24 protein-coding genes are annotated in these 24,442 nt (G+C 68.1%); 14 read left to right on the top strand and 10 right to left on the bottom strand.

Annotated features, from left to right (window positions below; all coding sequences use genetic code 11):
• Positions 1 to 9: 9 nt before the first annotated feature.
• Genes rsmB through def form a run of 3 tightly spaced genes read right to left on the bottom strand, consistent with a single transcriptional unit; the run spans position 10 to position 2,837 of the window.
• Entirely contained in the window at positions 10 to 1,320 is a 1,311-nt protein-coding gene (gene rsmB, locus ACSX1D_RS21170) for a 16S rRNA (cytosine(967)-C(5))-methyltransferase RsmB (RefSeq protein WP_439860319.1), read from the bottom strand.
• A gap of 13 nt (positions 1,321 to 1,333) precedes the next feature.
• The gene (gene fmt / locus ACSX1D_RS21165; protein WP_439860318.1) at positions 1,334 to 2,275 is read right to left on the bottom strand and encodes a methionyl-tRNA formyltransferase; all 942 of its coding nucleotides are present in this window, start codon (positions 2,273 to 2,275) and stop codon (positions 1,334 to 1,336) included.
• A gap of 55 nt (positions 2,276 to 2,330) precedes the next feature.
• Positions 2,331 to 2,837 carry a peptide deformylase gene (gene def / locus ACSX1D_RS21160; protein ID WP_439860317.1) on the bottom strand — a complete coding sequence of 169 codons (507 nt, stop codon included), beginning with the start codon at positions 2,835 to 2,837 and terminating at the stop codon, positions 2,331 to 2,333.
• Positions 2,838 to 2,990: 153 nt separating this feature from the next.
• On the opposite strand from def, the gene ACSX1D_RS21155 reads away from it, so the two are divergent.
• From ACSX1D_RS21155 to ACSX1D_RS21145, 3 genes are all read left to right on the top strand, one after another.
• A complete protein-coding gene (locus ACSX1D_RS21155) occupies positions 2,991 to 4,016 on the top strand; it encodes a LysM peptidoglycan-binding domain-containing protein (protein WP_439860316.1) in 1,026 nt (341 codons plus the stop codon).
• 86 nt (positions 4,017 to 4,102) lie between these two features.
• Entirely contained in the window at positions 4,103 to 5,209 is a 1,107-nt protein-coding gene (gene dprA / locus ACSX1D_RS21150; RefSeq protein WP_439860315.1) for a DNA-processing protein DprA, read from the top strand.
• 73 nt (positions 5,210 to 5,282) lie between these two features.
• Positions 5,283 to 5,840: an L-threonylcarbamoyladenylate synthase gene (locus ACSX1D_RS21145; RefSeq protein WP_439860314.1), complete on the top strand. Its 558-nt coding sequence runs from the start codon at positions 5,283 to 5,285 to the stop codon at positions 5,838 to 5,840.
• A gap of 181 nt (positions 5,841 to 6,021) precedes the next feature.
• Here ACSX1D_RS21145 and ACSX1D_RS21140 read toward each other — a convergent pair whose 3' ends face one another.
• Positions 6,022 to 6,999, bottom strand: a complete 978-nt coding sequence (locus ACSX1D_RS21140; RefSeq protein ID WP_439860313.1) for an NADPH:quinone reductase — start codon at positions 6,997 to 6,999, stop codon at positions 6,022 to 6,024.
• A gap of 190 nt (positions 7,000 to 7,189) precedes the next feature.
• Between ACSX1D_RS21140 and hemF the strand changes: the two genes are divergently transcribed.
• On the top strand, positions 7,190 to 8,110 hold the full coding sequence (gene hemF / locus ACSX1D_RS21135; RefSeq protein WP_439860312.1) for an oxygen-dependent coproporphyrinogen oxidase: 921 nt from the start codon (positions 7,190 to 7,192) through the stop codon (positions 8,108 to 8,110).
• Positions 8,110 to 8,934 (top strand): shikimate dehydrogenase, encoded by an 825-nt coding sequence (gene aroE, locus ACSX1D_RS21130; protein WP_439860311.1) that lies wholly within the window; start codon positions 8,110 to 8,112, stop codon positions 8,932 to 8,934. The genes hemF and aroE overlap by 1 nt, the downstream gene beginning before the upstream one ends.
• A 439-nt stretch (positions 8,935 to 9,373) precedes the next feature.
• Here the strand turns inward: aroE and ACSX1D_RS21125 are convergent, their stop codons facing one another.
• The 3 genes from ACSX1D_RS21125 to betC all read right to left on the bottom strand — a co-directional run bounded on the left by ACSX1D_RS21125 (position 9,374) and on the right by betC (position 13,550).
• A complete protein-coding gene (locus ACSX1D_RS21125; RefSeq protein ID WP_439860310.1) occupies positions 9,374 to 10,945 on the bottom strand; it encodes a SulP family inorganic anion transporter in 1,572 nt (523 codons plus the stop codon).
• A 90-nt stretch (positions 10,946 to 11,035) separates the two neighbouring features.
• On the bottom strand, positions 11,036 to 11,962 hold the full coding sequence (gene choX / locus ACSX1D_RS21120; protein ID WP_439860309.1) for a choline ABC transporter substrate-binding protein: 927 nt from the start codon (positions 11,960 to 11,962) through the stop codon (positions 11,036 to 11,038).
• Between the two features lie 79 nt (positions 11,963 to 12,041).
• Complete coding sequence (betC, locus tag ACSX1D_RS21115; protein ID WP_439860308.1) at positions 12,042 to 13,550, bottom strand: choline-sulfatase; 1,509 nt, start codon at positions 13,548 to 13,550, stop codon at positions 12,042 to 12,044.
• 113 nt (positions 13,551 to 13,663) lie between these two features.
• On the opposite strand from betC, the gene ACSX1D_RS21110 reads away from it, so the two are divergent.
• The 6 genes from ACSX1D_RS21110 to ACSX1D_RS21085 all read left to right on the top strand — a co-directional run bounded on the left by ACSX1D_RS21110 (position 13,664) and on the right by ACSX1D_RS21085 (position 19,197).
• A complete protein-coding gene (locus tag ACSX1D_RS21110) occupies positions 13,664 to 14,584 on the top strand; it encodes a choline sulfate utilization transcriptional regulator (protein WP_439860307.1) in 921 nt (306 codons plus the stop codon).
• Positions 14,585 to 14,720: 136 nt separating this feature from the next.
• Positions 14,721 to 15,632: a D-alanyl-D-alanine endopeptidase gene (pbpG, locus tag ACSX1D_RS21105; RefSeq protein ID WP_439860306.1), complete on the top strand. Its 912-nt coding sequence runs from the start codon at positions 14,721 to 14,723 to the stop codon at positions 15,630 to 15,632.
• Between the two features lie 161 nt (positions 15,633 to 15,793).
• On the top strand, positions 15,794 to 16,783 hold the full coding sequence (locus ACSX1D_RS21100; RefSeq protein WP_439860305.1) for a hypothetical protein: 990 nt from the start codon (positions 15,794 to 15,796) through the stop codon (positions 16,781 to 16,783).
• Position 16,784: 1 nt separating this feature from the next.
• Positions 16,785 to 18,035, top strand: a complete 1,251-nt coding sequence (locus ACSX1D_RS21095; protein ID WP_439860304.1) for a peptidylprolyl isomerase — start codon at positions 16,785 to 16,787, stop codon at positions 18,033 to 18,035.
• Positions 18,032 to 18,691 (top strand): hypothetical protein, encoded by a 660-nt coding sequence (locus tag ACSX1D_RS21090; protein ID WP_439860303.1) that lies wholly within the window; start codon positions 18,032 to 18,034, stop codon positions 18,689 to 18,691. The genes ACSX1D_RS21095 and ACSX1D_RS21090 overlap by 4 nt, the downstream gene beginning before the upstream one ends.
• 20 nt (positions 18,692 to 18,711) lie before the next feature.
• Positions 18,712 to 19,197 carry a redoxin domain-containing protein gene (locus ACSX1D_RS21085; RefSeq protein WP_439860302.1) on the top strand — a complete coding sequence of 162 codons (486 nt, stop codon included), beginning with the start codon at positions 18,712 to 18,714 and terminating at the stop codon, positions 19,195 to 19,197.
• 210 nt (positions 19,198 to 19,407) lie between these two features.
• Here the strand turns inward: ACSX1D_RS21085 and trpA are convergent, their stop codons facing one another.
• Complete coding sequence (gene trpA / locus ACSX1D_RS21080) at positions 19,408 to 20,217, bottom strand: tryptophan synthase subunit alpha (RefSeq protein ID WP_439860301.1); 810 nt, start codon at positions 20,215 to 20,217, stop codon at positions 19,408 to 19,410.
• The gene (trpB, locus tag ACSX1D_RS21075) at positions 20,214 to 21,425 is read right to left on the bottom strand and encodes a tryptophan synthase subunit beta (protein WP_439860300.1); all 1,212 of its coding nucleotides are present in this window, start codon (positions 21,423 to 21,425) and stop codon (positions 20,214 to 20,216) included. Before trpB ends, trpA begins: the two co-directional genes overlap by 4 nt.
• Before the next feature lie 106 nt (positions 21,426 to 21,531).
• Between trpB and ACSX1D_RS21070 the strand changes: the two genes are divergently transcribed.
• From ACSX1D_RS21070 to ACSX1D_RS21060, 3 genes are all read left to right on the top strand, one after another.
• A complete protein-coding gene (locus ACSX1D_RS21070) occupies positions 21,532 to 22,419 on the top strand; it encodes a LysR family transcriptional regulator (RefSeq protein WP_439860299.1) in 888 nt (295 codons plus the stop codon).
• A gap of 87 nt (positions 22,420 to 22,506) precedes the next feature.
• Positions 22,507 to 22,722, top strand: a complete 216-nt coding sequence (locus ACSX1D_RS21065) for a dodecin (protein ID WP_208707618.1) — start codon at positions 22,507 to 22,509, stop codon at positions 22,720 to 22,722.
• A gap of 198 nt (positions 22,723 to 22,920) precedes the next feature.
• Positions 22,921 to 23,925, top strand: a complete 1,005-nt coding sequence (locus ACSX1D_RS21060; protein WP_439860298.1) for an LLM class flavin-dependent oxidoreductase — start codon at positions 22,921 to 22,923, stop codon at positions 23,923 to 23,925.
• A 13-nt stretch (positions 23,926 to 23,938) separates the two neighbouring features.
• On the opposite strand, the gene ACSX1D_RS21055 is transcribed toward ACSX1D_RS21060, so the two are convergent.
• Positions 23,939 to 24,361 carry a PA0061/PA0062 family lipoprotein gene (locus ACSX1D_RS21055; protein WP_439860297.1) on the bottom strand — a complete coding sequence of 141 codons (423 nt, stop codon included), beginning with the start codon at positions 24,359 to 24,361 and terminating at the stop codon, positions 23,939 to 23,941.
• Positions 24,362 to 24,442: the final 81 nt, after the last annotated feature.

Below are 24,442 nucleotides of genomic sequence, written 5' to 3'. Positions count from 1 at the left end.
CTCTGTTCCTCAGCCGCGATCGGCGGCGATCTTGATCAGCTTGGCATAGTAGAAACCGTCATGACCCTCTGCCTGGGCGAGCAGCTGGCGGCCATGGGGTTGTTTCAGGCCGAATGGCCCGGCGATATCCAGCTCGCGGGCACCGGGCGTGCGGGCGAGAAAGCCGGCGATCACCTCGGTGTTCTCCGTGGGCAGTGTCGAGCAGGTGGCGTAGAGCAGGATGCCGCCGACCGCCAGGGTCGGCCACAGCGCGTCCAGCAGATCGCCCTGCAGCTGGGCCAGGGCGGGGATGTCCTCGGCCTGGCGGGTCAGCTTGATGTCCGGATGGCGGCGAATCACCCCGGTGGCCGAACAGGGGGCATCCAGCAGGATGCGCTGGAAGGCCTGGCCGTCCCACCAGGCATCGACCGCGCGCGCATCGGCGGCGATCAGTTCGGCCTGCAGGCTGAGCCGGACGAGGTTCTCGCGCACCCGCACCAGACGCTTCTCTTCGAGGTCCACCGCCACCACCGCGGCCAGTTGCGGCTGGGTCTCGAGCAGGTGGCAGGTCTTGCCGCCCGGGGCGCAGCAGGCGTCCAGCACGCGCTGGCCGGGGGCCAGTTCGAGCAATTCTGCGGCCAGCTGGGCGGCTTCGTCCTGCACGCTGACCCGGCCCTCGGCGAAGCCCGGAAGGCCGGTCACGTCGCAGGCCTGCAGCAGGCGGATACCGTCCTGACTGAAGGCGCAGGGCTCGGCTTCGACCCCCGCCGCGCGCAATTCGGCCAGGTAGTCATCGCGGCGGCCATGGCGCCGGTTGACCCGCAGGATCAGTGGCGGGTGGGCGTTGTTGGCCGCGCAGATGGCTTCCCAGTGTTCCGGCCAGTGGGCCTTGAGGGCTTTCTGCAACCAGCGCGGGTGGGCGGTGCGTACCACCGGATCGCGTTCCAGCTCGGCCAGCAGTTGTTCGCCCTCGCGCTGGGCGCGGCGCAGCACGGCATTGAGCAGGCCCTTGAGCGAGGACTTCTTCAGCTTGTCGACGCAGGCCACCGTCTCGCCAATCGCCGCATGGGGCGGAATGCGCGTGTAGAACAGCTGGTACAGGCCGATCAGCAGCAGCGCCTCGACATCACGATCGGCGGCCTTGAAGGGCTTCTGCAGCAGCTTCTCGGCCAGCAGGGCCAGGCGCGGCTGCCAGCGGGCGGTGCCGAATGCCAGGTCCTGGGTCAGACCGCGGTCGCGCGGCTCGACCCGGTCCAGCTGCTGCGGCAGGCTGCTGCCCAGGGAGGCCTTGCCGTTGAGCACGGCGGCCAGGGCGCGGGCGGCGGCCAGGCGCGGGTTCATGCCCCGGCCCTCATCACAGCAGCACCTTGCCGGGGGCGAACTGCTCGCGTCGGCTGTTGTACAGGTCGGCGAAGGCCAGGGCCTTGCCGCCCGGCAGCTGCAGGCGGGTCAGGCGCAGTGCGCCGCTGCCGCAGGCGACCGTCAGGCCGTCCCTGTCGGCGGCGAGCACCTGCCCCGCTGCGCCCTGCCCGTCTGCCCGCTGTGCGGCGAGCACCTTGAGCGGCGCACCATCGAGGGTGCTGTGGCAGATCGGCCAGGGATTGAAGGCGCGGATAAGGCGTTCCAGCTCCTCTGCCGGACGCGTCCAGTCGAGGCGCGCCTCGTCCTTGTTCAGCTTGTGCGCGTAGGTGGCCAGGCCATCGTCCTGCACCTCGCCAATCAGGGTGCCGGCGGCCAGGCCGTCGATGGCCTCGATCACCGCCCGGGGGCCGAGGGCGGCTAGGCGGTCGTGCAGGCTGCCGCCGCTGTCGTCCGCGCCGATGGCGGTGCTGACCTTGAGCAGCATCGGCCCGGTGTCCAGGCCGGCCTCCATCTGCATCACGGTCACCCCGCTCTCGCTGTCGCCGGCCTCGATGGCGCGCTGGATCGGCGCCGCGCCGCGCCAGCGCGGCAGCAGCGAGGCATGGCTGTTGATGCAGCCCAGGCGTGGTGTGTCGAGCACCACCTGGGGCAGGATCAGGCCGTAGGCCACCACCACCATCAGGTCGGGCTCGAGCGCGGCCAGCTCGGCCTGGGCCGCCGGGTCGCGCAGCGACAGCGGCTGGTAGACGGGAATCTCATGCTGCAGCGCCAGCTGCTTGACCGGACTGGGCGTGAGCTTCTGTCCGCGACCGGCCGGGCGGTCGGGCTGGCTGTAGACCGCGATGATCTGGTGGCGGGTGTCGAGCAGGGCCTTGAGGTGCTCGGCGGCGAATTCCGGGGTACCGGCGAAGACGATGCGCAGTGCTTCAGTCATGGGGTCTCGCTAAAGAAAAAGGCTTGCCGCAGCAAGCCTTTATACAGGTGGAGGCTCACGCCCGCTGGCGATGTTGCTTTTCCAGTTTCTTCTTGATGCGGTCACGCTTGAGGGTAGACAGGTAGTCGACGAACAGCTTGCCGTTGAGGTGGTCGCACTCGTGCTGGATGCACACCGCCAGCAGGCCTTCGGCGATCAGTTCGTAGGGCTTGCCGTCGCGGTCCAGCGCCCTGATCTTGACCTTCTGCGGGCGGTCGACGTTCTCGTAGAAGCCGGGTACCGACAGGCAGCCTTCCTGGTACTGGTCCATCTCGTCGGTCAGCGGCTCGAACTCGGGGTTGATGAAGACCCGCGGCTCGGACTTGTCTTCGGACAGGTCTATCACCACCACGCGCTTGTGCACGTTGACCTGGGTCGCGGCGAGGCCGATGCCCGGGGCTTCGTACATGGTTTCGAACATGTCGTCGATCAGCTGACGCAGGGCGTCGTCGACCACATCCACCGGCTTGGCGATGGTACGCAGGCGCGGATCGGGAAATTCGAGGATGTTTAGGATCGCCATATGCGTTTGTGATGCACTTGTGGAATAAAGTCAAAATCCGCTGCTAAGATGATGAGCAGCATTGAAAAACGGCTTCAAGCCGCTGTTTCACTGGGTTTCAGTCGCGGCGCCAGGGCGCTCCACGTGAAGACACATGATAAAGGGATTCACTGTATGAGGAAATCACTACTCGCCCTGCTGCTGCTGGCCGCAGGTGGCTTGGCCCAGGCGGAAGTGCAACTCAAGGAGGGCCACCCCGACCGCTACACCGTGGTCAAAGGCGATACCCTCTGGGATATTTCCGGTCGATTCCTCAGTCAGCCGTGGAAGTGGCCGGAAATCTGGCACGCCAACCCGCAGGTGGAAAACCCTCATCTGATCTACCCTGGCGACGAGCTCAGCCTGGTCTACGTCGACGGTCAGCCGCGCCTGATGCTCAACCGCGGCGAGTCGCGCGGCACCATCAAGCTGTCGCCGAAGGTGCGCGTCACGCCGATGGCCGAAGCCATTCCAACCATTCCGCTGGAGGCGATCAACAGCTTCCTGCTGAGCAACCGCATCGTCGATAACCCGGAACAGTTCCAGAGCGCGCCCTATGTGGTCGCCGGCAACGCCGAGCGCGTGGTCAGCGGCGCCGGCGATCGCGTCTATGCCCGTGGCCAGTTCGACGAAAACGCCCCGGTGTACGGCATCTTCCGTCAGGGCAAGACCTATATCGACCCGGAGACCCAGGAGTTCCTCGGGATCAACGCCGACGACATCGGCGGCGGTGAGATCGTCGCCGAGGAAGGCGACATCGGCACCATGACCCTGACCCGCTCGACCCAGGAAGTGCGCCTCGGCGACCGCCTGTTCCCCACCGAGGAGCGGGCGATCAATTCCACCTTCATGCCGAGCGAGCCGTCCCGCGAAGTTCGCGGCCTGATTCTCGACGTGCCGCGTGGCGTCACCCAGATCGGTCAGTTCGATGTGGTTACCCTGAACAAGGGCGCCCGCGACGGCCTGGAAGTGGGCAACGTGTTGGCCGTGTACAAGACCGGCGAAACCGTGCGCGACCGGGTGACCGGCGAATCGGTGAAGATTCCCGATGAGCGCGCCGGCCTGCTGATGGTGTTCCGCACCTACGACAAGCTCAGTTATGGCCTGGTCCTCGGCGCCACCCGCCAGCTCGCGGTGCTGGACAAGGTCCGCAACCCGTAACGCCGAAAGCCCCGCATTCGCGGGGCTTTTTTCTGCCTGCCGTTTACCTGCCGCCTGAACGGCGCGACCGATCAAGGATGATCAATATGTCGCAGCGCATCAGCCATAGCCTTTCCCCCGCCGAACTGGAAGCCCGCTTGCGCCTGCATTGCCTGCCGGAGCTCGGCCCGCGGCGTTTTCGCAAGCTGCTGGCGGCCTTCGAAACGGCCTCGGCAGCCCTCAGTGCGCCGGCCAGCGCCTGGCGGGCCCTGGGCCTCCCGGCGGCCAGCGCCGAGGCGCGGCGCAGCAGCGAGGTGCGTGAACGGGCCGGCGCCGCTCTGGCCTGGCTGGAGGCCCAGGACCAGCACCTGCTGATGTGGGACGACCCGGCCTACCCGGGGTTGCTCGCCGAACTGAGCGATGCACCGCCGCTGCTGTTCGTCGCCGGCGACCCCGGTCTACTCGAGCAGCCGCAGCTGGCCATGGTCGGCAGCCGTCGCGCCTCGCGCCCCGGGCTGGATACCGCACAGGGCTTTGCCCGCAGCCTGGCCGCCGGCGGTTTTGTGATCACCAGCGGCCTGGCCCTGGGGATCGACGGCGCGGCCCATCAGGGGGCGCTGAATGTCGGCGGCAAGACCGTCGCGGTGCTCGGCACCGGCCTCGAGCAGCTGTACCCGGCACGCCACGCCAGACTGGCGGCGGCGATAATCGAGGGCGGCGGTGCGCTGGTCTCCGAGCTGCCGCTGGACTGCCCGCCCCAGGCCGGCAACTTTCCCCGGCGCAACCGCATCATCAGTGGCCTGTCACTCGGCGTGCTGGTGGTCGAGGCCAGCCCCTCCAGCGGTTCGCTGATCACCGCCCGCCTGGCCGCCGAGCAGGGCCGCGAGGTCTATGCGATCCCCGGCTCCATCCATCACCCGGGCGCGCGCGGCTGTCACCAGCTGATCCGCGAAGGCGCCACCCTGGTGGAAAGCATCGAGCACATCCTCGAGGCGCTGCGCGGCTGGCAGGCCGTGCCAGCGCTCACGGCCGAACTGCCGGCGCAACAGGCCCATCCGCTGCTCGACCTGCTACACGCGGCGCCGCACAGCAGCGAAGCCCTGGCCGCAGCCAGTGGCTGGCCGTTGTCCAAGGTGCTGGCGGCGCTGACCGAGCTGGAGCTGGAGGGACGCATCGCTTGCGAAGGGGGGCGCTGGATCGGCCGCGCCGGCTGAGGTGCGCGCAGGGTTGCGTAGGGGACGGCAGGCGTGGATACACTGCAGCGAAGTGTTCGGCGGAGAGCAGTGGATGACCAGCGACTGGCAGGTGCGGCAGGCGGCGCGGGTGGTGAGCCAGGGCGGGCTGATCGCCTACCCGACCGAGGCGGTGTGGGGCCTGGGTTGCGATCCCTGGGACGAATTGGCGGTGGCGCGTCTGCTGGCGCTCAAGCAGCGGCCGATGGACAAGGGCCTGATCCTGGTGGCCGACTGCATCGAGCAGTTCGATTTCCTCCTCGAGGACCTGCCGGACGTCTGGCAGGAACGCCTGGCCAGCAGCTGGCCGGGGCCGAACACCTGGCTGGTGCCGCACCAGCAGCGCCTGCCGGAGTGGATCACGGGACGCCATGCCAGCGTGGCCCTGCGGGTCAGCGACCATCCCCTGGTCCGCCGGCTCTGCGCCCTCACCGGCCCGATGGTGTCGACCTCGGCCAACCCGAGCGGCCGCCCGGCGGCACGCAGCCGCCTGCGGGTCGAGCAGTATTTCCCGCGGCAGCTGGACCAGGTGCTCGGCGGCGCCCTCGGCGGGCGCAGCAATCCCAGCCTGATCCGTGACCTGCGCAGTGGCGAGGTGATCCGCCCGTCCTGAAGGTTTCCGCATGCGTAGGGTGGGTCAGCAGCGCATTGCCACGAAATCGACAGTTGCGCGGTGTGTGGGCGTTGCGTAACCCACCATTCAGGCGCGGCAGATGGCCATGGTGGGTTACGGCGCGGCAGGCATTTGACTGTGCCGGTGAAACCAGTTGGGGCGCCTGACCCACCCTAGGGTTTCACGGCAGCAGAATGGTCGAACCGGTGGTCTGCCGCGTGCTCAGGGCGGTTTGCGCCTGGGCGGCGTCCTGCAGCGCGTGGCGGCTGCTGATCTCCACCTTGAGCTGGCCGCTGGTGATCATGGCGAACAGCTCGTCGGCCATCGCCTGCAGCCGCTCCGGGGTATCGGCATAGCCGGCCAGGGTCGGGCGGGTGACGTACAGCGAGCCCTTCTGCGCGAGGATGCCCAGGTTGACCCCGGTGACCGCGCCGGAGGCATTGCCGAAGCTGACCAGCAGGCCGCGCGGGGCGACGCAGTCCAGCGAGGTTTCCCAGGTATCCTTGCCGACGCCGTCGTAGACCACCGGGCACTTCTTCCCGTCGGTCAGCTCCAGTACCCGCTGTGCGACGTTCTCGTGGCTGTAGTCGATGGTCGCCCAGGCGCCCTGCTCCATCGCCCGCGCGGCCTTCTGCGGCGAACTGACGGTGCCGATCAGCTTGACCCCCAGGGCCTTGGCCCACTGGCAGGCGAAGGAGCCGACGCCGCCGGCGGCGGCATGGAACAGGATGGTTTCGCCGCCCTGCAGGACGAAGGTCTGGCGCAGCAGGTACTGCACCGTGAGGCCCTTGAGCATGACGGCGGCGGCCTGCTCGAAGCTGATCGCCTCCGGCAGCCTGACCAGCTTGCTGGCCGGCAGCACGTGCAGCTCGCTGTAGGCGCCGAGCGGGCCGGTGGCGTAGGCCACGCGGTCGCCGACCTGGAACTGGCTGACCCCCTCGCCCACCGCCTCGACGATGCCGGCGCCCTCGGTGCCCAGGCCGGACGGCAGCGCCGGTGGCGGATACAGGCCGCTGCGGTAGTAGGTGTCGATGAAGTTCAGGCCGATCGCCTGGTTCTGCACCCGCACCTCGTGGGGGCCGGGCGCCGCCGGCTGGTAGTCGCCGTACTCGAGGACTTCGGGGCCGCCGTGGCGGCTGAACTGGATTCGCTTGGCCATATCTGGCTCCTGTGCATAGGGGGATCGCGCAACCCGAGCATGATGCCGCCGGGCGCTGGCGTGGGCACCTATCCAATCGTCCCTATTGACCGGCGTCAACTGCGGGGCCCCGGTGGCAAATGCTATGCTGCCCGCCGATTTCGCCGACAGCGCCGCGCTGCCGGCCTGACTCGCTTTTCAAGGTGCCGCCGTGAGTGACCGTACTGAGGCCGTGAAGGCCTATCTGCTCGACCTGCAAGACCGTATCTGCGCAGCCCTGCAAGCCGAAGACGGCAGCGCCGACTTCATCGAGGACGCCTGGCAGCGCCCCGCCGGCGGCGGTGGCCGCACGCGGGTGCTGGAGAACGGCGCGCTGATCGAGAAGGGCGGGGTGAACTTCTCCCATGTCTACGGCAGCGGCCTGCCGCCCTCGGCCAGCGCCCACCGCCCGGAACTGGCCGGGCGCGGCTTCGAGGCGCTCGGCGTGTCCCTGGTGATCCATCCGATCAACCCGCATGTGCCCACCTCCCACGCCAACGTACGCTTCTTCATCGCCGAGAAAGAGGGCGAGGAGGCGGTCTGGTGGTTCGGCGGCGGCTTCGACCTGACCCCCTACTACGCCAACGAGGAAGACTGCGTGCACTGGCACCGGGTCGCCCAGGCCGCCTGCGCGCCCTTCGGCGAGGATGTCTACCCGCGCTACAAGGCCTGGTGCGACCGCTACTTCCACATCAAGCACCGCGACGAACCGCGGGGCATCGGCGGGCTGTTCTTCGACGACCTGAACGAATGGGACTTCGACACCAGCTTCGCCTTCATGCGCGCCATCGGTGATGCCTATCTGGAGGCCTACCTGCCGATCGTGCAGCGGCGCAAGGCCACCCCCTTCAGCGAGCGTCAACGCGAGTTCCAGGCGTTCCGCCGTGGCCGCTATGTCGAGTTCAACCTGGTCTACGACCGCGGCACCCTGTTCGGCCTGCAGTCGGGCGGGCGCACCGAGTCGATCCTCATGTCGCTGCCGCCGCAGGTGCGCTGGGGCTATGACTGGAAGGCCGAGCCGGGCAGCGAGGAGGAACGCCTGACCGCGTACTTCCTGCAGGACCGCGACTGGCTGCAGCTGGGAGCGAACTGATGGACCGCTACGGCGTATTCGGCAACCCCATCGGCCACAGCAAGTCGCCGCTGATCCACCGCCTGTTCGCCGCTCAGACCGGCCAGCAGCTGAGCTACGAGGCGCTGCTGGCGCCGCTGGACGACTTCGCCGGCTTCGCCCGGGCCTTCTTCGTCGAAGGCAGGGGCGCCAACGTCACGGTGCCGTTCAAGGAGCAGGCGTTCCAGCTGGCGGACGCGCTGAGCGACCGGGCCCGCCGCGCCGGCGCAGTCAACACCCTGATGAAGCGCGCCAACGGCAGCCTGCTCGGCGACAACACCGACGGCGCCGGGCTGGTGCGCGACCTGACCGTCAACGCCGGCTGCGAGTTGCGCGGCAAGCGCATCCTCCTGCTCGGCGCCGGCGGCGCGGTGCGCGGCGTGCTCGAACCGATCCTGGCGCAGCGGCCGGCGGTGCTGGTGATCGCCAATCGCACGGTGGCCAAGGCCGAGCAACTGGCCAGCGAGTTCGCCGACCTGGGACCGCTGGTGGCCAGCGGCTTCGACTGGCTCGACGCGCCGGTCGACCTGATCATCAACGGCACCTCGGCCAGCCTGGCCGGCGAGTTGCCGCCGATCGCGCCGAGCCTGATCGCCCTCGGCCATACGCTTTGCTACGACATGATGTACGCCAAGCAAGCCACCGCCTTCAACCGCTGGGCCGCCGAGCACGGCGCGGCGCGGACCCTGGATGGCCTGGGCATGCTGGTGGAACAGGCCGCCGAGGCCTTCTGCCTGTGGCGCGGCGTGCGTCCGGACAGCGCGCCGGTGCTGGCCGAGCTGCGCCGCCAGTTGCAGCTGGCTTGATTCCGTAGGGTGCGTCGCGCGCACCGAAGGCGCCGGTTCTGGTGCGCAAGGCGCACCCTACGCCTTAGTCCTCGAACTACACCGGGCAGCGCTCGGCGCCTTCCAGTTTGAGGATTTCCTCGATCACTTGGGGCCACGCGCGGCGCCGTGCGGCCGCTGGCCTTACTCCGTAGGGTGCGCCGCGCGCACCGAAGCGGTGATACCGGCGACTGGGCTGGCGCGGTTCTGGTGCGCATGACGCACCCTACGCCTTAGTTCTCGACGGGCACCGGGCAGCGCTCGGCGCCTTCCAGCTTGTGGATTTCCTCGATTACTTGGGGCCACGCGCGGCGCCGTGCGGACGCTGGCCTGACTCCGTAGGGTGCGCCGCGCGCACCGAAGCAGTGGTACGGGCGCCCGGGCTGGCGCCGGTTCTGGTGCGCATGGCGCACCCTACGCCTTAGTCCTCGAACTGCACCGGGCAGCGCTCGGCGCCTTCCAGCTTGTGGATTTCCTCGATCACCTGGGGCCGCGCCCGGCGCATGATCAGGAAGCGGTTCTGTGCCCTTAGGCGGCGCGCCTCCTGATGGAGCATCTCCACCCCGGCGTAGTCGATGAAGTTGACGTGGTGGGCGTCGATCACCACCCGCCCGCTGCGGGTGCGCTGCAGCAGTTGCTGCAGGTAGTGGCAGGCGCCGAAGAAGATCGAGCCCTCGACCCGCAGCAGCTCCTCCTCGTCCTCCTGCCACAGCTTCACCCGCGGCTGCGAGGTGCGCTTGAGGTAGAAGAACAGCGAGGCCAGCACCCCGGCGTAGATCGCCGTCTGCAGCTCCAGCAGCAGGGTCGCCAGCAGGGTCAGGGCCATCACCAGGAATTCGGCGCGGCTGACCCGGTACAGCGCGCGCACCCCGGCGACGTCGATCAGTCCCCAGCAGATCAGCAGGATGCCGGCGGCCATGCACGGCAGCGGGATCAGCGCGAGCAGCCGCGCGCCGAACAGGGCGAACAGCGCCACCAGCAGCGCCGAGCACACCCCGGCCAGCGGCGAGCGCGCGCCGGCCTGCAGGTTCAGCGCGGAGCGGGTGAAGGAGCCGGCCGACAGGTAGCCGCTGAACCAGGGGCCGATCAGGTTGGACAGGCCCTGGGCACGCACCTCCTGGTTGGCGTCGAGGAACTGCTGCGACTTGCCGGCCAGGGCACGGGCGATCGACAGGCTGGTGACCAGGCCGAGCATGCCGCAGGCCACCGCCGCCGGCAGCAGTTGCAGCAGGCTGGAGAGCTCCAGACGCAACGGACTGAACGGCGGCAGGCTGCCCTCGAAGGCGCTGACCAGGGCGATGCCGGCGGTCAGCCGTTGCGGCAGCAGCAGCACCAGCAGGCTGCCGGCCACCAGGCCCAGCAGCAGGGCCGGCGCCCGCGGCCACAGCCGGCGGATCAGCAGGCTGACGCCGAGGGTGAACAGGGCCAGGGCCAGGGCTCGCCAGTCAGTGTCGCGCAGGTGTTCGCCGAGATTGAGCAGGGTGGCCAGGGCCGTGACCTGGCTCGGTACCTCGATGCCCAACAGGTTGGGCAGCTGGCCGAGGGCGATGACCACCGCGGCGCCGAGGGTGAAGCCGAGCACCACCGAATGGGAGACGAAGTTGACCAGGGCGCCGAAGCGCAGCAGGCCGAGCAGCCACTGGAACAGCCCGGCGACGAAGGTCAGCAGCAGCACCAGGGCGACGAAGTCCTCGCTGCCCGGGGTGGCCAGGGGGCTGACGCTGGTGAAGATGACGATGGAAATCGCCGCGGTCGGCCCGCAGATCAGGTGCCAGGACGAGCCCCACAGGCAGGCGATGATCACCGGCACGATGGCCGCGTACAGGCCGTATTCGGCCGGCAGGCCGGCGATCAGGGCGTAGGCGATGGACTGCGGCAGGGCCAGGATGGCGCCGCTGAGGCCCACCAGCAGGTCGTTGCCGAGGCTGCGGCGGCTGGTGTTGGGCAACCACCTGAGGAAGGGCAGAAGGGTCTGGCGGCTGGGTAGCGGCATCGGTGTCGTTCTGTGCGGGGGTGGGCTGCGGCCCACCACGTGCGACAAGGGTAGGCCGAAGCCTACCCTACGCCAAATTTACCCTGCGGTTCAGAGCTGTGCTTTCACCGCGGCTAGCGCGTCACCGCCGTCGCGGGTGGTCACCCCTTGCAGCCAGCCGTCGAGCACCGCCGGGTTGGCCTTGAGCCAGGCCTTGATCGCCTCGGCGTTGCTCGCCTGCTTGCTCAGCACCTGGTTCATGATGCTGTTCTCCATCTCCTGGGTGAAGCTCAGGTTGCTCAGCAGCTTGCCGACGTTCGGGCACTGGCTGGCGTAGTCCTTGCGCGCCAGGGTGTTGACGCTGCCGCTCTCGCCGAAGTACTTCTCGCCGCCGCGCAGGTACTGCATGTCGTAGTTGACGTTCATCGGGTGCGGGGTCCAGCCGAGGAACACCACGAATTCGTTGCGCTTCACCGCCCGGCCGACCTGCACCAGCATGGCCTGCTCGCTGGATTCCACCAGCTTCCAGTCGCCCAGGCCGAATTCGTCGGCTTCGATCATCTGGCGGATCGATTCGTTGGCCGGCGAGCCGGAGGCGATGCCGTAGAGCTTGTGGCCGAACTTCTCGGCATGCTTGTCCAGGTCGGCGAAGGTCTTCACGCCGGCCTCGTAGGCGTAGCTCGGCACCGCCAGGGTGTACTCGGTGCCGTCCAGGTTCTGCGCCAGCTTGGCCACCTCGCCACTGGCGACGAACTTGTCGTAGTTGCTCTGCTGCGCGGGCATCCAGTTGCCGAGGAAGGCGTCGACCTGGCCCTTCTGCAGGCCGGCGAAGATGATCGGCACCGCCAGGGTCTGGCTCTGCGCCTTGTAGCCGAGGCCCTCGAGCAGGAAGCTGGCGATGCCGTTGGTCACCGCGATATCGCTCCAGCCCGGGTCGCCGAGCTTCACCGTGGCGCACTTGGCGTCTTCGGCTTGGGCGTGGAAGGCGCCGGTTGCCAGGATCAGGCCGCTGGCCAATGCTGTGCTGAATTTGTTCATGCCTACTCTCCGCTTGTGTGTCGCTCTTGTTCTATGGGGGAGGCGGCAGGAGCGTATTGCTCCTGCCGGGTTGCGGTGTTCAGGGCTGTGGATAACGGGCGCGCCGCTCCAGGTCGTCGAGGTCGATGTGGTTGCGCATGTACTGCTGGCTGGCGTCGACCATCGGCTGATGGTCCCAGCTCTTCAGCTTGCCGTGGGTCAGCGCCTCGGCGACCAGGCGCCGGCGGCGCTGGCTGGCCAGGGTGGTCTGGTGGATCGCCGGAACATCCCAGCGCATGCGCGCTTCCTCGACGAAGGCGTCGAGCAGCTCCCGGTGGTCGGGCGACTGCGCCAGGTTCTCGCGCTCCTGGGGATCGTTGGCGACGTTGAACAGCAGCAGCGGGTCCACCTCGGAGTAGACGAACTTCCACTCACCGCGGCGGATCATCATCAGCGGGCCGATGCTGCCCTCGGCCATGTACTCGCCGAGCACCTCGTCGTGCCCGCCTTCGCCCTGCAGGTGGGGCAGCAGCGAACGGCCGTCCAGGGCCAGGCCCGGTTCGAGGCTGCCGCCGGTCAGTTCCACCAGGGTCGGCAACAGGTCCATGGTCGACACCGACTGGCTCACTCGCCGCGCGGCGAAGCGCTTGGGTGCGTGCACCAGCATCGGCACCCGGGCCGACATCTCGAACCAGTGCATCTTGTACCAGAGGCCACGCTCGCCGAGCATGTCGCCGTGGTCGCCGGAGAAGACGATGATGGTGTCGTCGGCCAGGTCGCAGTCCTTGAGGGTCTTCAGCAGCTTGCCGATGTTCGCGTCGATGTAGCTGCAGGCGCCGAAGTAGGCGCGGCGGGCGTCCTTGATCTTCTGCTCGGGCATCTGCTTGCCCCACAGATCGATGACCTTGAGGATGCGTTGCGAGTGCGGGTCCTGTTCGGCCTGCTCGATGGTCTGGCTGGGCAGCGGGATGTCCTCGTCGCGGTACAGGTTCCAGAACTCCTCGGGGATGGTGTAGGGGTCGTGGGGGTGGGTCATCGACACCGTCAGGCAGAACGGCTGGTCGGCGTTGCTGCGCACGTGGTCGTAGAGGTACTGCTGGGCCTTGAACACCACCTCCTCGTCGAAGTCCAGCTGGTTGGTGCGCACGCACGGGCCGGCCTGCAGCACCGAGGACATGTTGTGGTACCAGCTCAGGCGCTCCTCCGGCGCGTCCCAGTTCACCGCCCAACCGTAGTCGGCCGGGTAGATGTCGCTGGTCAGGCGTTCCTCGTAGCCGTGCAGCTGGTCCGGGCCGCAGAAGTGCATCTTGCCCGACAGCGCGGTGCGGTAGCCCTGGCGGCGCAGGTAGTGGGCATAGGTCGGCACGTCGCCGGGGAAGTCGGCGGCGTTGTCGTAGGCGCCGATCTTGCTCGGCAACTGGCCGCTGACCAGGGTGAAGCGCGACGGCGCGCACAGCGGGCTGTTGCAGTAGGCGGAATCGAACACCACGCCTTCGGCGGCCAGGGCCATCAGGTTGGGCAGCTTGATCGGCGAGGTGGCATCGTGCAGCGGCAGGATCGGCGCGGCCATCTGGTCGGCCATGATGAAGAGGATGTTCGGACGTTTCATGGCGAGCCTGTATTCCATATGAGGGATTTATGCGAAATTGCTGGTTCGATCATCACGCCTCAAGGCTAGCGGGTAAACCCGCTGGGAATACATGACTCGGATAAGTTCTGCTTATGTTTAAACACTTCGATGGGCTGTCCCTGGACGCGCTGCTGGTGTTCGAGTCCGCCGCGCGCCACCTGAGCTTCACCGCGGCGGCCAGCGAGCTGGGCAGCAGCCAGCCGGCGATCAGCCAGCAGATCAAGCGCCTCGAGCAGCAGCTGGCGACCCGCCTGTTCGACCGGGTCTACCGCGGCATCGTCCTCACGGAGGCCGGCGAGCTGCTGCTGCGCCATGTGCGCGATGGCCTGCAGAGCCTGGATGACGGCCTGGCGGCGGTCACCGCCCAGCCGCAGCACGAGGTGCTGCAGGTGGCCACCGACTTCGCCGTCGCCGCCTACTGGCTGATGCCGCGCCTGCACCGTTTCAACCAGCGCTACCCGGAGCTGGACGTAAGCCTGATCACCACCAATCGCGACCTCGGCGTGCTGCCCCCGGAGATCGACGTGGCCATCGCCTTCGGTGATGGCCGCTTCAAGCATGGCGAGTGCCACCTGCTGTTCGCCGAGGAGGCCTTTGCGGTGTGCAGCCCGCAGCTGCTGCGCGAGCGTCCGCCGCCCTTGCCGACCGCGGCCCTGGTGCAGTTGCCGCTGCTGCACCTGCGCCCGGACAGCCGCTCGCGCTGGCTGGACTGGAACGGCCTGTTTCGCGCCCTGGCCATCGCCGAGGCGCCGAACCCCGGCAGCCTGCGCTTCGACAACTACACCCTGCTGATCCAGGCGGCCATCGCCGGCCAGGGCGTGGCCATCGGCTGGCGCCACCTGGTCGACGAGCTGCTCGAGCAGAACCTGCTGTGCCGCGTCTGCAGCGAAGTGGCCCATACCGAGTTCGGCTATTACGTGGTGCTGCCCGAACGCAAGCGGCGCCAGCGCCTGACCGCGCTGTTCGTCGACTGGCTGCAGGCGGAGCTGGCCAGCGAGGGTCGGCCCGGCTGATCAGACGGGCGTCGCTGGCGTGCAGCGAGGCGACGGAAGGTGGGCCGATCCTCCAAGGCGGCGGAGGGATTCCCTATACTTGCTGGGGCGAAACCCGGGGTTTCGCCGTCTTCCATTCAACCCAGTGAAGCCATTCGTGAAAATCCGTCATTCGATAGTAAGCCTGCTGCTGATCTGCAGCTGCGTTGTAGTTGCATCGAACAGCCTTGCCGCACAGAAACTCCCCCGCCAACAGGAACTCGCCGCCGGCAGCGCCCTGCTGGTCGACCTGAAGACCGACGAGGTGCTGTATTCCAGCCACCCCGATCTGGTGGTGCCGATCGCCTCGGTGACCAAGCTGATGACGGCCATGGTGAGCCTGGATGCCAAGCTGCCCATGGACGAGGTCCTGGCAGTCACTATCCGCGACAACCCGCATATGAAAGGGGTGTACTCGCGGGTACGCATCGGCAGCGAGATCAGTCGAGCCAACATGCTGCTGCTGACCCTGATGTCCTCGGAGAACCGCGCCGCCACCAGCCTGGCGCACCACTACCCGGGCGGCTACGCGGCCTTCATCGCGGCGATGAACGCCAAGGCCAGGGCCCTGGGCATGAGCAGCAGCCGCTTCGTCGAGCCCACCGGCCTGTCCGAGCGCAACGTCTCCAGCGCCCGGGACCTAGTGCGCCTGCTCAAGGCCAGCCTGGAGTACCCGCTGATCGGTGAGCTCAGTACCACCACGGAGAAGACCGTGGCCTTTCGCAAACCCACCTACAGCCTGGGCTTTCGCAATACCAACGCCCTGGTGCGCAAGGCCGATTGGAGCGTGCAATTGAGCAAGACCGGCTTCACCAACAAGGCCGGCCACTGCCTGGTGATGCGCACCGTCATGGCCAAGCGGCCGGTGGCCTTCGTGGTGCTCGATGCCTTCGGCAAGTACACCCATATGGCCGACGCCAACCGCCTGAAGAAATGGCTGGAAACCGGCCGGGTATCGCCGGTGCCGGCGGCGGCGCTCAGCTACCGCAAGCAGAAGCAGGCGGAGCGCCGTCTGCAGGTGGCGCAGTAACCCGTTGGTCTACAAGTTCATCTGGTCTAGACCGTCCCAACCTTAGTTGGGTAGATGGGCCAATAGCGATTGCGCTTTAGTTGGAGTCCGGCGTTGTCATGGTTCTGCCATCGGCGCCGGCTAGCAATGCTCGACTCCAACAACAAAAGAGCGCCCTGCCCATGAAAACGATCTCCACCCTGGCCCTTGGTCTAGGCCTGGCCTGCTGCGCCGGTCAGGCGGCCGCCTGGTCGCAACCCACCCACAAGAACATCGTCAAGGATGCCCTGGTGTTCATGAACTCCGGTTCGGCCAGCGCCGAGATGCGTCGCGCCTACCAGTTCTACGTCGGCGCCGCTGGCAGCGAAGCCCGCGCCGGCGAGATCCTCGGCCAGGCCGCCTATGACGTCGACGACTTCAAGGACACCCGCCTCGGCGGCTGGTGGATCGGCTACGAGCACGCCCCGGTGGGCGGCGCCGCCGCTTCCATCGTCAACTACACCTCCTACTGGCACTTCATCAACATGGCCCGCCAGAGCGACAGCCACGGCAACGACCATGGCGGCTACGACTACCGCTACCGAAAGGTGGACGGCAGCTGGAGCGGCGACGTCGACTGGTACGCCATGGTCTACCTGTACAACCGCGAGCTGAAGAAGAGCGACTTCGACAGCACCGAGGCGCATTACCGCCAGGGCAGCCGCTCGAACTGGCAGGAGCACTACGGCGACTTCCAGACCGCCGCCTTCCAGCCGATCGACAACCTGGCCAAGTACTGGTTCGACCAGTTCAAGACCGCGCCCTCGCTGCAGACCATCGGCTATTCGCTGCACGCCACCGGCGACGTGGCCCAGCCGCACCACGCCTGGGTCACCTCGGGCAAAGGCCACTCCGGCTGGGAAGGCTGGGTCGACGACCATTACTTCCGCGAGCGCTTGGGCGACCCGGCGGCGGTGGCCAACCTGGTCGGCCGCTACGATCCGCAGAAGCCGTTGCGCGACCTGCTGACGCAGACCGCCCAGGTCGCCTACCAGCATCCCGAGCCGCTCTACGACACCAGCTACGCCACGCGTCTGCGCGTGGCCAAGTCGCTGATTCCGGAGTCCATCGCGTTGACCGTCAACGTGCTGACCAAGGGGGCGAACAGCTTCTACGGCCAGGGCGGGCTCTGAGGTGGCGGCTTTTCTGAGCCGTGCCCTGATCGTGCTGGGGCTGGCGGGCATTGGCCTGCCGGCCATGGCCGCGCAGGACCTGCGCGTCGACGGCGAACGCCTGCCGGGCAAGAGCATCGAGTTGCTCGAATGGGCCCTGACCAGGATCAAGTTCAACACCGACCCGGCGCAGTTGCGCCGCGGCCTGGTGGAGAATCGCCTGCTGGCCCGCGTGGTCGAGGCCGAGTTGCTGCCGAACTACCGCACCGAGCTGGATGGCCTGGTCGAGGTCGAGACGGCCAACCTGATCGAGCAGGTCCATGGCCGCCGCTTCGAGCATGACGTGCGGCCCTTCCTGCGCCAGCCGCAACCACTGAGCGCCGAGCGGCTGCGCCAGGTGCTGGCGCCCGCGCAGCAGGGCGTGGTGCTCGACAGCCTGCAGCTGAGCGCGGCGCAGCAGGCGCAGGCGGCCGAGGTGGCGCTGATCACCTGGCAGTTCCCCGGCCAGCCGGAGCGGCGCCTCGACCTGCTGGCGTTGTACCAGGGCGACAATGTCCAGGGCCGGGTGGAGTTGCAGCAGGGCAACCTCGTCTACCTGGCCGAGCAGGTGCGTCAGCATGTGCTGCGCGACTACCTCTGGTACCAGCTGGCCGGGCAGGGCTTCGACGCGGCCGAGCGCGAGGGCCTGCGACAGCTGGTGCGCGACAAGCTGATCCGTCATCAGTACCTGCACCAGATCGGCCTGCACAACGACTTCCACCACGAAACCGAGAGCCTCAAGCAGCTGGCGCGCCAGGTCAGCGATGCCGAGGCCGAGGCCTACTACCGGCGCCACCTGGCGCAATACCGCAATGTCGCCGAGGTGCAGGCCGCGCACATCCGCCTGGCCGACCAGGCCAGCGCCGACCGGGTCTACGCCGAACTGCAGGCCGGCCTGGCCTTCGACGAGGCGGTGCGCCGCTACTCCCTGGCAGACGACAAGGACCGTGAGCCAGCCGGCGATCTCGGCCTGATTCGCCCCGAGGACGGCCAGCTGGACTTCCTGCGCAAGACTGCCTTGCTCCAGAAGGCCGGCACGGTCTCTCAGCCGATGCTGATCGACGGCGCCTTCGAGATTGTCCAGGTGCGCGCACGCGAGGATCGCCAATTGCCCCTGAGCGACCCCAGCGTGCGTTACGAGGTCAACCAGGCGGTGGCCAAGCAGAAGCTGGCCGCGCAGTTCCAGGCGCGTCTGCAGGGCTTGCTGGACGCGGCCCGAGTGGAAGGCCTGTGAAGCGTTGGCTGGCCGCGGCGCTGCTCGGCTGTGCCGGCGCCGTGGTCCTGACCCTCTGGTTGGCGCCAGCGGCCGCGCCGGTGCGCCAGTCCGCGCCGGCCCAGGCCGTGCAGATGCCCGGGCTCGCCCCGCCGACGCCTGTCGAGGCTGCGCCCGCTGCCGCCGAGGCGCACGTGACAGGCACTGGCGCAGCTGAGGAACCGCCTGCCGAGGTGCCGCTAGCGCCCAGTCTCGATCCGCTGGAGGCCCAGGTGCTGATGCAGCTCATGCTCGAACGCGGCGACCCGCGCAGCCCGGCCCTGGGCGAGCTCGAACCGCGACCCACGCCGTCGCCAGCGGTGCTGGCCGATCCGGCGCAGTACCAGGCCTTCGAAGACCAGCACAGCCGCGCGCAGATCCAGGCCTACGTCGGCGGCGTGCAGCAGATCCCGGCGATCCGCGAGCGCATCGAACAGGCGGCGCAGTCGGGCGAACGCAATGCCGCCGAGCTGGACGAGGCCCGCGCGGCCCTGGAACAGCTGGAGATGCTCCAGCGCAAACTGCAGCGCGAGGCGCCGGAACTGCTGCCGGGCGTGCCCTCGTCTGCCCTGTGGATGGGGCGGGCTAGGCTGGTGCCGGCGCGCTGGCCTATACCTACAGCTGTCCCCTCTTGTTGACGCCTGTATGGGAGTCCGCCATGGCCCACCCACTTATGCCTGCCCCCGAGTGGCAGGTGCAGCGCTGGTTCAACACTCAGCAGGCGCCGAGCGTGGCCGGCCTGCGCGGCAAGGTAATCGTTCTGGAAGCCTTCCAGATGCTCTGTCCGGGCTGCGTGAGCGAAGGCCTGCCCCAGGCGCAGCGGGTGCACGCCACCTTCTCCCCGGAGCAGGTGGCCGTGATCGGCCTGCATACGGTGTTTGAACACCACCAGGCCATGACGCCGACCTGCCTGGCTGCCTTCCTGCACGAATACCGCATCAACTTTCCGGTCGCCGTCGACTTGCCGGACCCGCAGGGATCGGTGCCATGCACCATGCGCGACTATGCGATGCAGGGCACACCCACGCTGGTTCTGATCGATGCAGAGGGTTACATCCGCCAGCAGCATTTCGGCAAGGTCAGCGACCTGGCACTCGGCGCGGAGATCGCCATGTTGCTGGCCGAGGCTGCTGAGGTCACCTAGATCGGCAGGCGCGAGCCGGGTGGCATTTGCTGGAAAGCGCTGGGCGACTTGCCAGCCTGGGCGAACTCGATGGCTGGGTAGGGTGGACAACGCGTGCTTGTCCACCAGCTAGGGGTACTGACCGCAACGCATCGCCAGCAGATCGCTCGACACGTAAAAGCCGCTGCCTCCCCACGGAGGCAGCGGCTTTGTTTGGGCTGGCGGCGTGGCTTAGCCCCGCGCGCCGCGTACCCCTTCGGCCAGCTGGCGGCACAGGCCGAGCACGCCGTCCACCGCCTGCTTGTCGTCCTTGGCGTTGGCGATCTGGTCGATCAGCGCCGAGCCGACCACCACGCCGTCGGCCAGGCGGGCGATGGTCGCCGCGTGTTCCGGGGTGCGGATGCCGAAGCCGATGCTGATCGGCAGGTCGGTGTGGCGGCGCAGGCGCGCTACCGCCTGCTCGACGTGCTCGACGGTGGCCGAGCCGGCGCCGGTGACGCCGGCCACCGAGACGTAGTAGACGAAGCCGGAGCTGCCGTCGAGCACCTTGGGCAGGCGCGCGTCGTCGGTGGTCGGGGTGGTCAGGCGGATGAAATCCAGGCCGGCGACCTGGGCCGGGTTGCACAGGTCGGCGTTGTGCTCCGGCGGCAGGTCGACCACGATCAGGCCGTCGACTCCGGACTCCTTGGCCTCGGCGATGAAGCGCTCGACCCCGTACTTGTGGATCGGGTTGAAGTAGCCCATCAGCACCAGCGGCGTCTTCTGCTCGCCTTCGCGGAATTCACGGACCATCTGCAGGGTCTTGGCCAGGTTCTGCTTGCCTTCCAGGGCGCGGATATTGGCCAGCTGGATGGCCGGGCCGTCGGCCATGGGGTCGGTGAAGGGCATGCCCAGTTCGATCACGTCGGCGCCGGCTTGCGGCAGGCCCTTGAGGATCGCCAGGGAGGCGTCGTAGTTCGGGTCGCCGGCGGTGACGAAGGTCACCAGGGCGGCGCGGTTCTGCTCTTTCAGCTCGGCAAAGCGGCTCTGCAGGCGGCTCATGCGTGCTTCTCCTGTTCGCTCATGTGGTGCATCACGGTCTGCATGTCCTTGTCGCCGCGGCCGGACAGGTTGACCACCATCAGGTGATCCTTGGGCAGCGACGGCGCGCGCTTGAACACTTCGGCCAGGGCGTGGGCGCTTTCCAGGGCCGGGATGATGCCCTCCAGGCGGCAGCACTGGTGGAAGGCGGCCAGGGCCTCGTCGTCGGTCACCGAGGTGTATTCGACGCGGCCGATGTCATGCAACCAGGCGTGTTCCGGGCCGATGCCGGGGTAGTCGAGGCCGGCGGAGATCGAGTGGGCGTCGATGATCTGGCCGTCGTCGTCCTGCAGCAGGAAGGTGCGATTGCCGTGCAGCACGCCGGGCACGCCGCCGTTGAGGCTGGCGGCATGCTTGCCGGTATCGATGCCGTAACCGGCGGCTTCGACGCCGACGATCTTCACCGACTCGTCGTCGAGGAAGGGGTGGAACAGGCCCATGGCGTTGGACCCGCCGCCGATGCAGGCGACCAGGCTGTCGGGCAGGCGGCCTTCCTGGGCGTGCATCTGCTCGCGGGTTTCCTTGCCGATCACCGCCTGGAAGTCGCGGACCATCGCCGGGTAGGGGTGCGGGCCGGCCACGGTGCCGATCAGATAGAAGGTGCTGTCGACGTTGGTCACCCAGTCGCGCAGGGCCTCGTTCATCGCGTCCTTGAGGGTGCCGGTGCCGGCGGTGACCGGGATCACGGTGGCGCCGAGCAGCTTCATGCGGAACACGTTGGCCTGCTGCCGGTCGATGTCGGTGGTGCCCATGTAGATCACGCACTCCAGGCCGAAGCGCGCGGCCACGGTGGCGGTGGCCACGCCGTGCATGCCGGCGCCGGTCTCGGCGATGATGCGCTGCTTGCCCATGCGCTTGGCCAGGAGGATCTGGCCGATGCAGTTGTTGATCTTGTGCGCGCCGGTGTGATTCAGCTCCTCGCGCTTGAGGTAGATCTTGGCGCCGCCGCAGTGCTCGGTCAGGCGTTCGGCGAAGTACAGCGGGCTGGGCCGGCCGACGTAGTCGCGCTGGAAGTAGGCCAGTTCCTCGGCGAATGCCGGGTCCTGCTTGGCCTTGTCGTACTCGGCGGCCAGTTCGTGGATCAGCGGCATCAGGGTTTCGGCGACGTACTGGCCGCCGAACGAGCCGAACAGGCCGTTGGCGTCGGGGCCGGTGGTCAAAGAGGTCATGGCGTTCTCCTGGGGAGCGTGCGAATGGGCGATGGGCAGAGGATAAGGCTGTGGCGCCGATCATAAAAGCGATAAGATCGCCTCGACCTGTCAGGAAATCTCACAGATGACTCAGGAGCTACCGCCACTCAATGCCCTGCGCGCCTTCGAAGCGGCGGCGCGCCTGCAGAGCGTCAGCCTGGCGGCGGACGAGCTGTATGTTACCCACGGTGCGGTCAGCCGGCAGATCAGGACGCTGGAAGAGCATCTGGGGCTGGCGCTGTTCGTCAAGGAAGGGCGCGGCCTAAAACTCACGGATGCCGGGCTGCGCCTGCGCGATGCCAGCGGCGAGGCGTTCGCCCGCCTGCGTACGGTGTGCGCCGAGTTGCAGCAGGGGCGGGCCGAGGCGCCATTCGTTCTCGCCTGCCCCGGCAGCCTGCTGGCGCGCTGGTTTATCCCGCGCCTCGATCGCCTGCAGCGCGAGTTGCCGGAGCTGCGCCTGCAGCTGTCGGCCAGCGAGGGCGAGCTGGACCCGCGCCGTGCCGGCGTCGATGCCACCCTGCTGTTCGCCGAGCCGCCCTGGCCGGCGGACATGCAGGTGTTCGAACTGGCCGCTGAGCGCATCGGCCCGGTGCTCAGCCCGCATTACGGGCGCTTCGCCGAGCTGCGCCAGGCATCGCCGGCGGCGCTGCTGAACGAGCCTCTGCTGCACACCGCCTCGCGGCCCCAGGCCTGGCCGAGCTGGGCGGCCAGCAGCGGCCTGGATTCGACCGCGCTGAAACTGGGCCAGGGTTTCGAGCACCTCTACTACCTGCTGGAGGCGGCCGCCGCCGGCCTGGGCGTGGCCATCGCCCCGCAGCAGCTGGTGGCCGACGACCTGGCCAGTGGTCGGTTGGTCGCGCCCTGGGGCTTCCTCGAAACCTCGGCACGCCTGGCCCTGTGGGTGCCGGCGCGGCAGCTGGATGGGCGCGCACGGCAGCTGGCCGAGTGGTTGCGCGGCCAGCTGGGCGGCTGAGCGCTGCGACCTGCCACGGCCGAATCTGCACCGCACGGCCGGCACTTCTCGTCTAGCGTTTAACTATCGCGCAGAGGAGGAATCGCCATGTCGAACCATCACACCTACAAGAAGATCGAGATAGTCGGCTCGTCGCCCATCAGTTCCGACGAGGCGATCAACAACGCCCTGGCCGAGTGCGCCAAGTCCATTCGCAATCTGGAGTGGTTCGAGGTGGTGGAAACCCGCGGCCACATCGACAATGGCAAGGTCGGCCACTATCAGGTGACCCTCAAGGTCGGTTTCCGCATCGCCGATAGCTGAGGTCCATGTCTGGCCGGTAGAGACGCCATATAGGCCCGGCGCTGGCCCCGAAGCCTGCGGCCGCGAACGCAGCCGCTCGGCGGCAAGCGCGCGACTGGTCGTCTGCCCTTGGAATTTCGTCAACAAGCCCCACTATTACACTCGGATATTGGCGCCGCCCCGGCGCCGATCAGCAGGTGTCTACGACCAGGCGGGCCGATGAGCGTATTAGCACAGACCAGGATTTCCATTCTCGACCTCGCACCGATCCGCGACGACGGCGGTCCCGCGCAAGCCCTGGGCAACTCGCTGAAGCTGGCGCAGCACGCCGAGCGCCTTGGCTTCAGCCGCTTCTGGGTCGCCGAGCATCACAACATGGATGGCATCGCCAGTTCGGCCACCGCGGTGCTGCTCGGCTACCTGGCCGCCGGCACCAGCAGCATCCGCCTCGGCTCGGGCGGGGTGATGCTGCCCAACCACGCGCCGCTGGTGATCGCCGAACAGTTCGGCACCCTTGCCACCCTCTATCCGGAGCGCATCGAGCTGGGCCTGGGTCGCGCCCCGGGTGCCGATCAGTTCACCGCCCGGGCCCTGCGCCGCGAGCGCTCCGGCAGCGCCGACGACTTCCCCGCGGATGTCGCCGAGCTGCAGCGCTACCTGGGCCCGCGCACGGCGGATCAGAGGGTGATCGCCATGCCCGGCAGCGGCACCCAGGTGCCGCTCTGGCTGCTCGGCTCCAGCCTGTTCAGCGCCCAGCTGGCCGGCGAGATGGGCCTGCCTTATGCCTTCGCCTCGCACTTCGCGCCGCGCTACATGCACGAGGCCATTCGCGTCTATCGCAACAGTTTCAAGGCCTCGGCGCTGCTCGAGCGGCCTTATGTGATGCTCGGCGTGCCGCTGGTGGCGGCGGACAGCGACGAGCGCGCCGACTACCTGGCGACCTCGGTGTACCAGCGCGTGCTTGCCCTGTTGCGTGGCCAGAGCCTGGTGCAGCGCCCGCCGCTGGCGAGCATGGACGGACTCTGGCTGCCCCATGAAAAGCAGGCGGTGGGCGACTTCCTCGGCCTGGCGGTGATCGGCGGCCCGCACAAGGTAAGGGCGAAGCTGGAGGTGTTGCTGGAGCAGACCGGCGCCGACGAGCTGATCTTCACCGGCGACCTCTACGACTTCGATGATCGCCTGCGCTCCTTCGAACTGCTGGCCGAACTGCGCCAGGCCGCCTAGTCCGGCGTCCCGCTCAGAAGGTGCCGCAGCGCAGCACCCGGCCACGGGCCAGCACGTTGCGCTGGTCGTCGTACAGCCAGGCCTGGGCGTTGTACATGATGGAGCGCGCTTCCAGACGGTAGCGCTGGCCGGCAGCGAAGTCGGCGTAGCGCACGCGGATCTCGCAAGTGCGCTGGATCGGCTCGGACATCATGTCGGAGCCGCTACCGCCGCCCGGTACCTCGAACTGGAAGCGGCTGATCAGCTCGTGGGCACCTGGCGATACCTGGAAGTAGCGGCCGTCGTTGAGGCGTTTGCCGTCCAGCTCGTCGGCCATCAGCAGGTCGCTGGCCGGGCTGTACAGCTCGACCCAGGCCTGCCCCGGGTCGTGGGGCGGCAGCGGTGAGGCGCAGGCGCCGAGCAGGGACAGGCTGGCGATCAGGGCGAAGCGGCGCATTGGGTTCTCCGGAACGGGTCATGGAACCAGCCTACGCCGATTCCGAACTGGAGGCAGTGGCGGCGATGCGCTAGCGTGACG

Origin of the sequence: Pseudomonas sp. MBLB4136, assembly GCF_051904765.1 — a bacterium.
Lineage (GTDB): Bacteria > Pseudomonadota > Gammaproteobacteria > Pseudomonadales > Pseudomonadaceae > Aquipseudomonas.
Note: the sequence above shows the minus strand (reverse complement) of the source record. Positions and strands in the feature narration are given on the sequence as shown.

Excerpts from the sequence above, each read along its gene's own strand:
- trpA (WP_439860301.1), bottom strand. The coding sequence starts at position 20,217 with ATGAGCCGCCTGCAGAGCCGCTTTGCCGAGCTGAAAGAGCAGAACCGC.
- ACSX1D_RS21145 (WP_439860314.1), top strand. The coding sequence starts at position 5,283 with ATGACCAGCGACTGGCAGGTGCGGCAGGCGGCGCGGGTGGTGAGCCAG.
- ACSX1D_RS21055 (WP_439860297.1), bottom strand. The coding sequence starts at position 24,361 with ATGCGCCGCTTCGCCCTGATCGCCAGCCTGTCCCTGCTCGGCGCCTGC.
- def (WP_439860317.1), bottom strand. The coding sequence starts at position 2,837 with ATGGCGATCCTAAACATCCTCGAATTTCCCGATCCGCGCCTGCGTACC.
- betC (WP_439860308.1), bottom strand. The coding sequence starts at position 13,550 with ATGAAACGTCCGAACATCCTCTTCATCATGGCCGACCAGATGGCCGCG.
- ACSX1D_RS21155 (WP_439860316.1), top strand. The coding sequence starts at position 2,991 with ATGAGGAAATCACTACTCGCCCTGCTGCTGCTGGCCGCAGGTGGCTTG.
- fmt (WP_439860318.1), bottom strand. The coding sequence starts at position 2,275 with ATGACTGAAGCACTGCGCATCGTCTTCGCCGGTACCCCGGAATTCGCC.
- rsmB (WP_439860319.1), bottom strand. The coding sequence starts at position 1,320 with ATGAACCCGCGCCTGGCCGCCGCCCGCGCCCTGGCCGCCGTGCTCAAC.
- aroE (WP_439860311.1), top strand. The coding sequence starts at position 8,110 with ATGGACCGCTACGGCGTATTCGGCAACCCCATCGGCCACAGCAAGTCG.
- ACSX1D_RS21070 (WP_439860299.1), top strand. The coding sequence starts at position 21,532 with ATGACTCAGGAGCTACCGCCACTCAATGCCCTGCGCGCCTTCGAAGCG.
- dprA (WP_439860315.1), top strand. The coding sequence starts at position 4,103 with ATGTCGCAGCGCATCAGCCATAGCCTTTCCCCCGCCGAACTGGAAGCC.
- ACSX1D_RS21125 (WP_439860310.1), bottom strand. The coding sequence starts at position 10,945 with ATGCCGCTACCCAGCCGCCAGACCCTTCTGCCCTTCCTCAGGTGGTTG.
- ACSX1D_RS21100 (WP_439860305.1), top strand. The coding sequence starts at position 15,794 with ATGAAAACGATCTCCACCCTGGCCCTTGGTCTAGGCCTGGCCTGCTGC.
- ACSX1D_RS21140 (WP_439860313.1), bottom strand. The coding sequence starts at position 6,999 with ATGGCCAAGCGAATCCAGTTCAGCCGCCACGGCGGCCCCGAAGTCCTC.
- choX (WP_439860309.1), bottom strand. The coding sequence starts at position 11,962 with ATGAACAAATTCAGCACAGCATTGGCCAGCGGCCTGATCCTGGCAACC.
- trpB (WP_439860300.1), bottom strand. The coding sequence starts at position 21,425 with ATGACCTCTTTGACCACCGGCCCCGACGCCAACGGCCTGTTCGGCTCG.
- ACSX1D_RS21065 (WP_208707618.1), top strand. The coding sequence starts at position 22,507 with ATGTCGAACCATCACACCTACAAGAAGATCGAGATAGTCGGCTCGTCG.
- ACSX1D_RS21060 (WP_439860298.1), top strand. The coding sequence starts at position 22,921 with ATGAGCGTATTAGCACAGACCAGGATTTCCATTCTCGACCTCGCACCG.
- ACSX1D_RS21085 (WP_439860302.1), top strand. The coding sequence starts at position 18,712 with ATGGCCCACCCACTTATGCCTGCCCCCGAGTGGCAGGTGCAGCGCTGG.
- ACSX1D_RS21110 (WP_439860307.1), top strand. The coding sequence starts at position 13,664 with ATGTTTAAACACTTCGATGGGCTGTCCCTGGACGCGCTGCTGGTGTTC.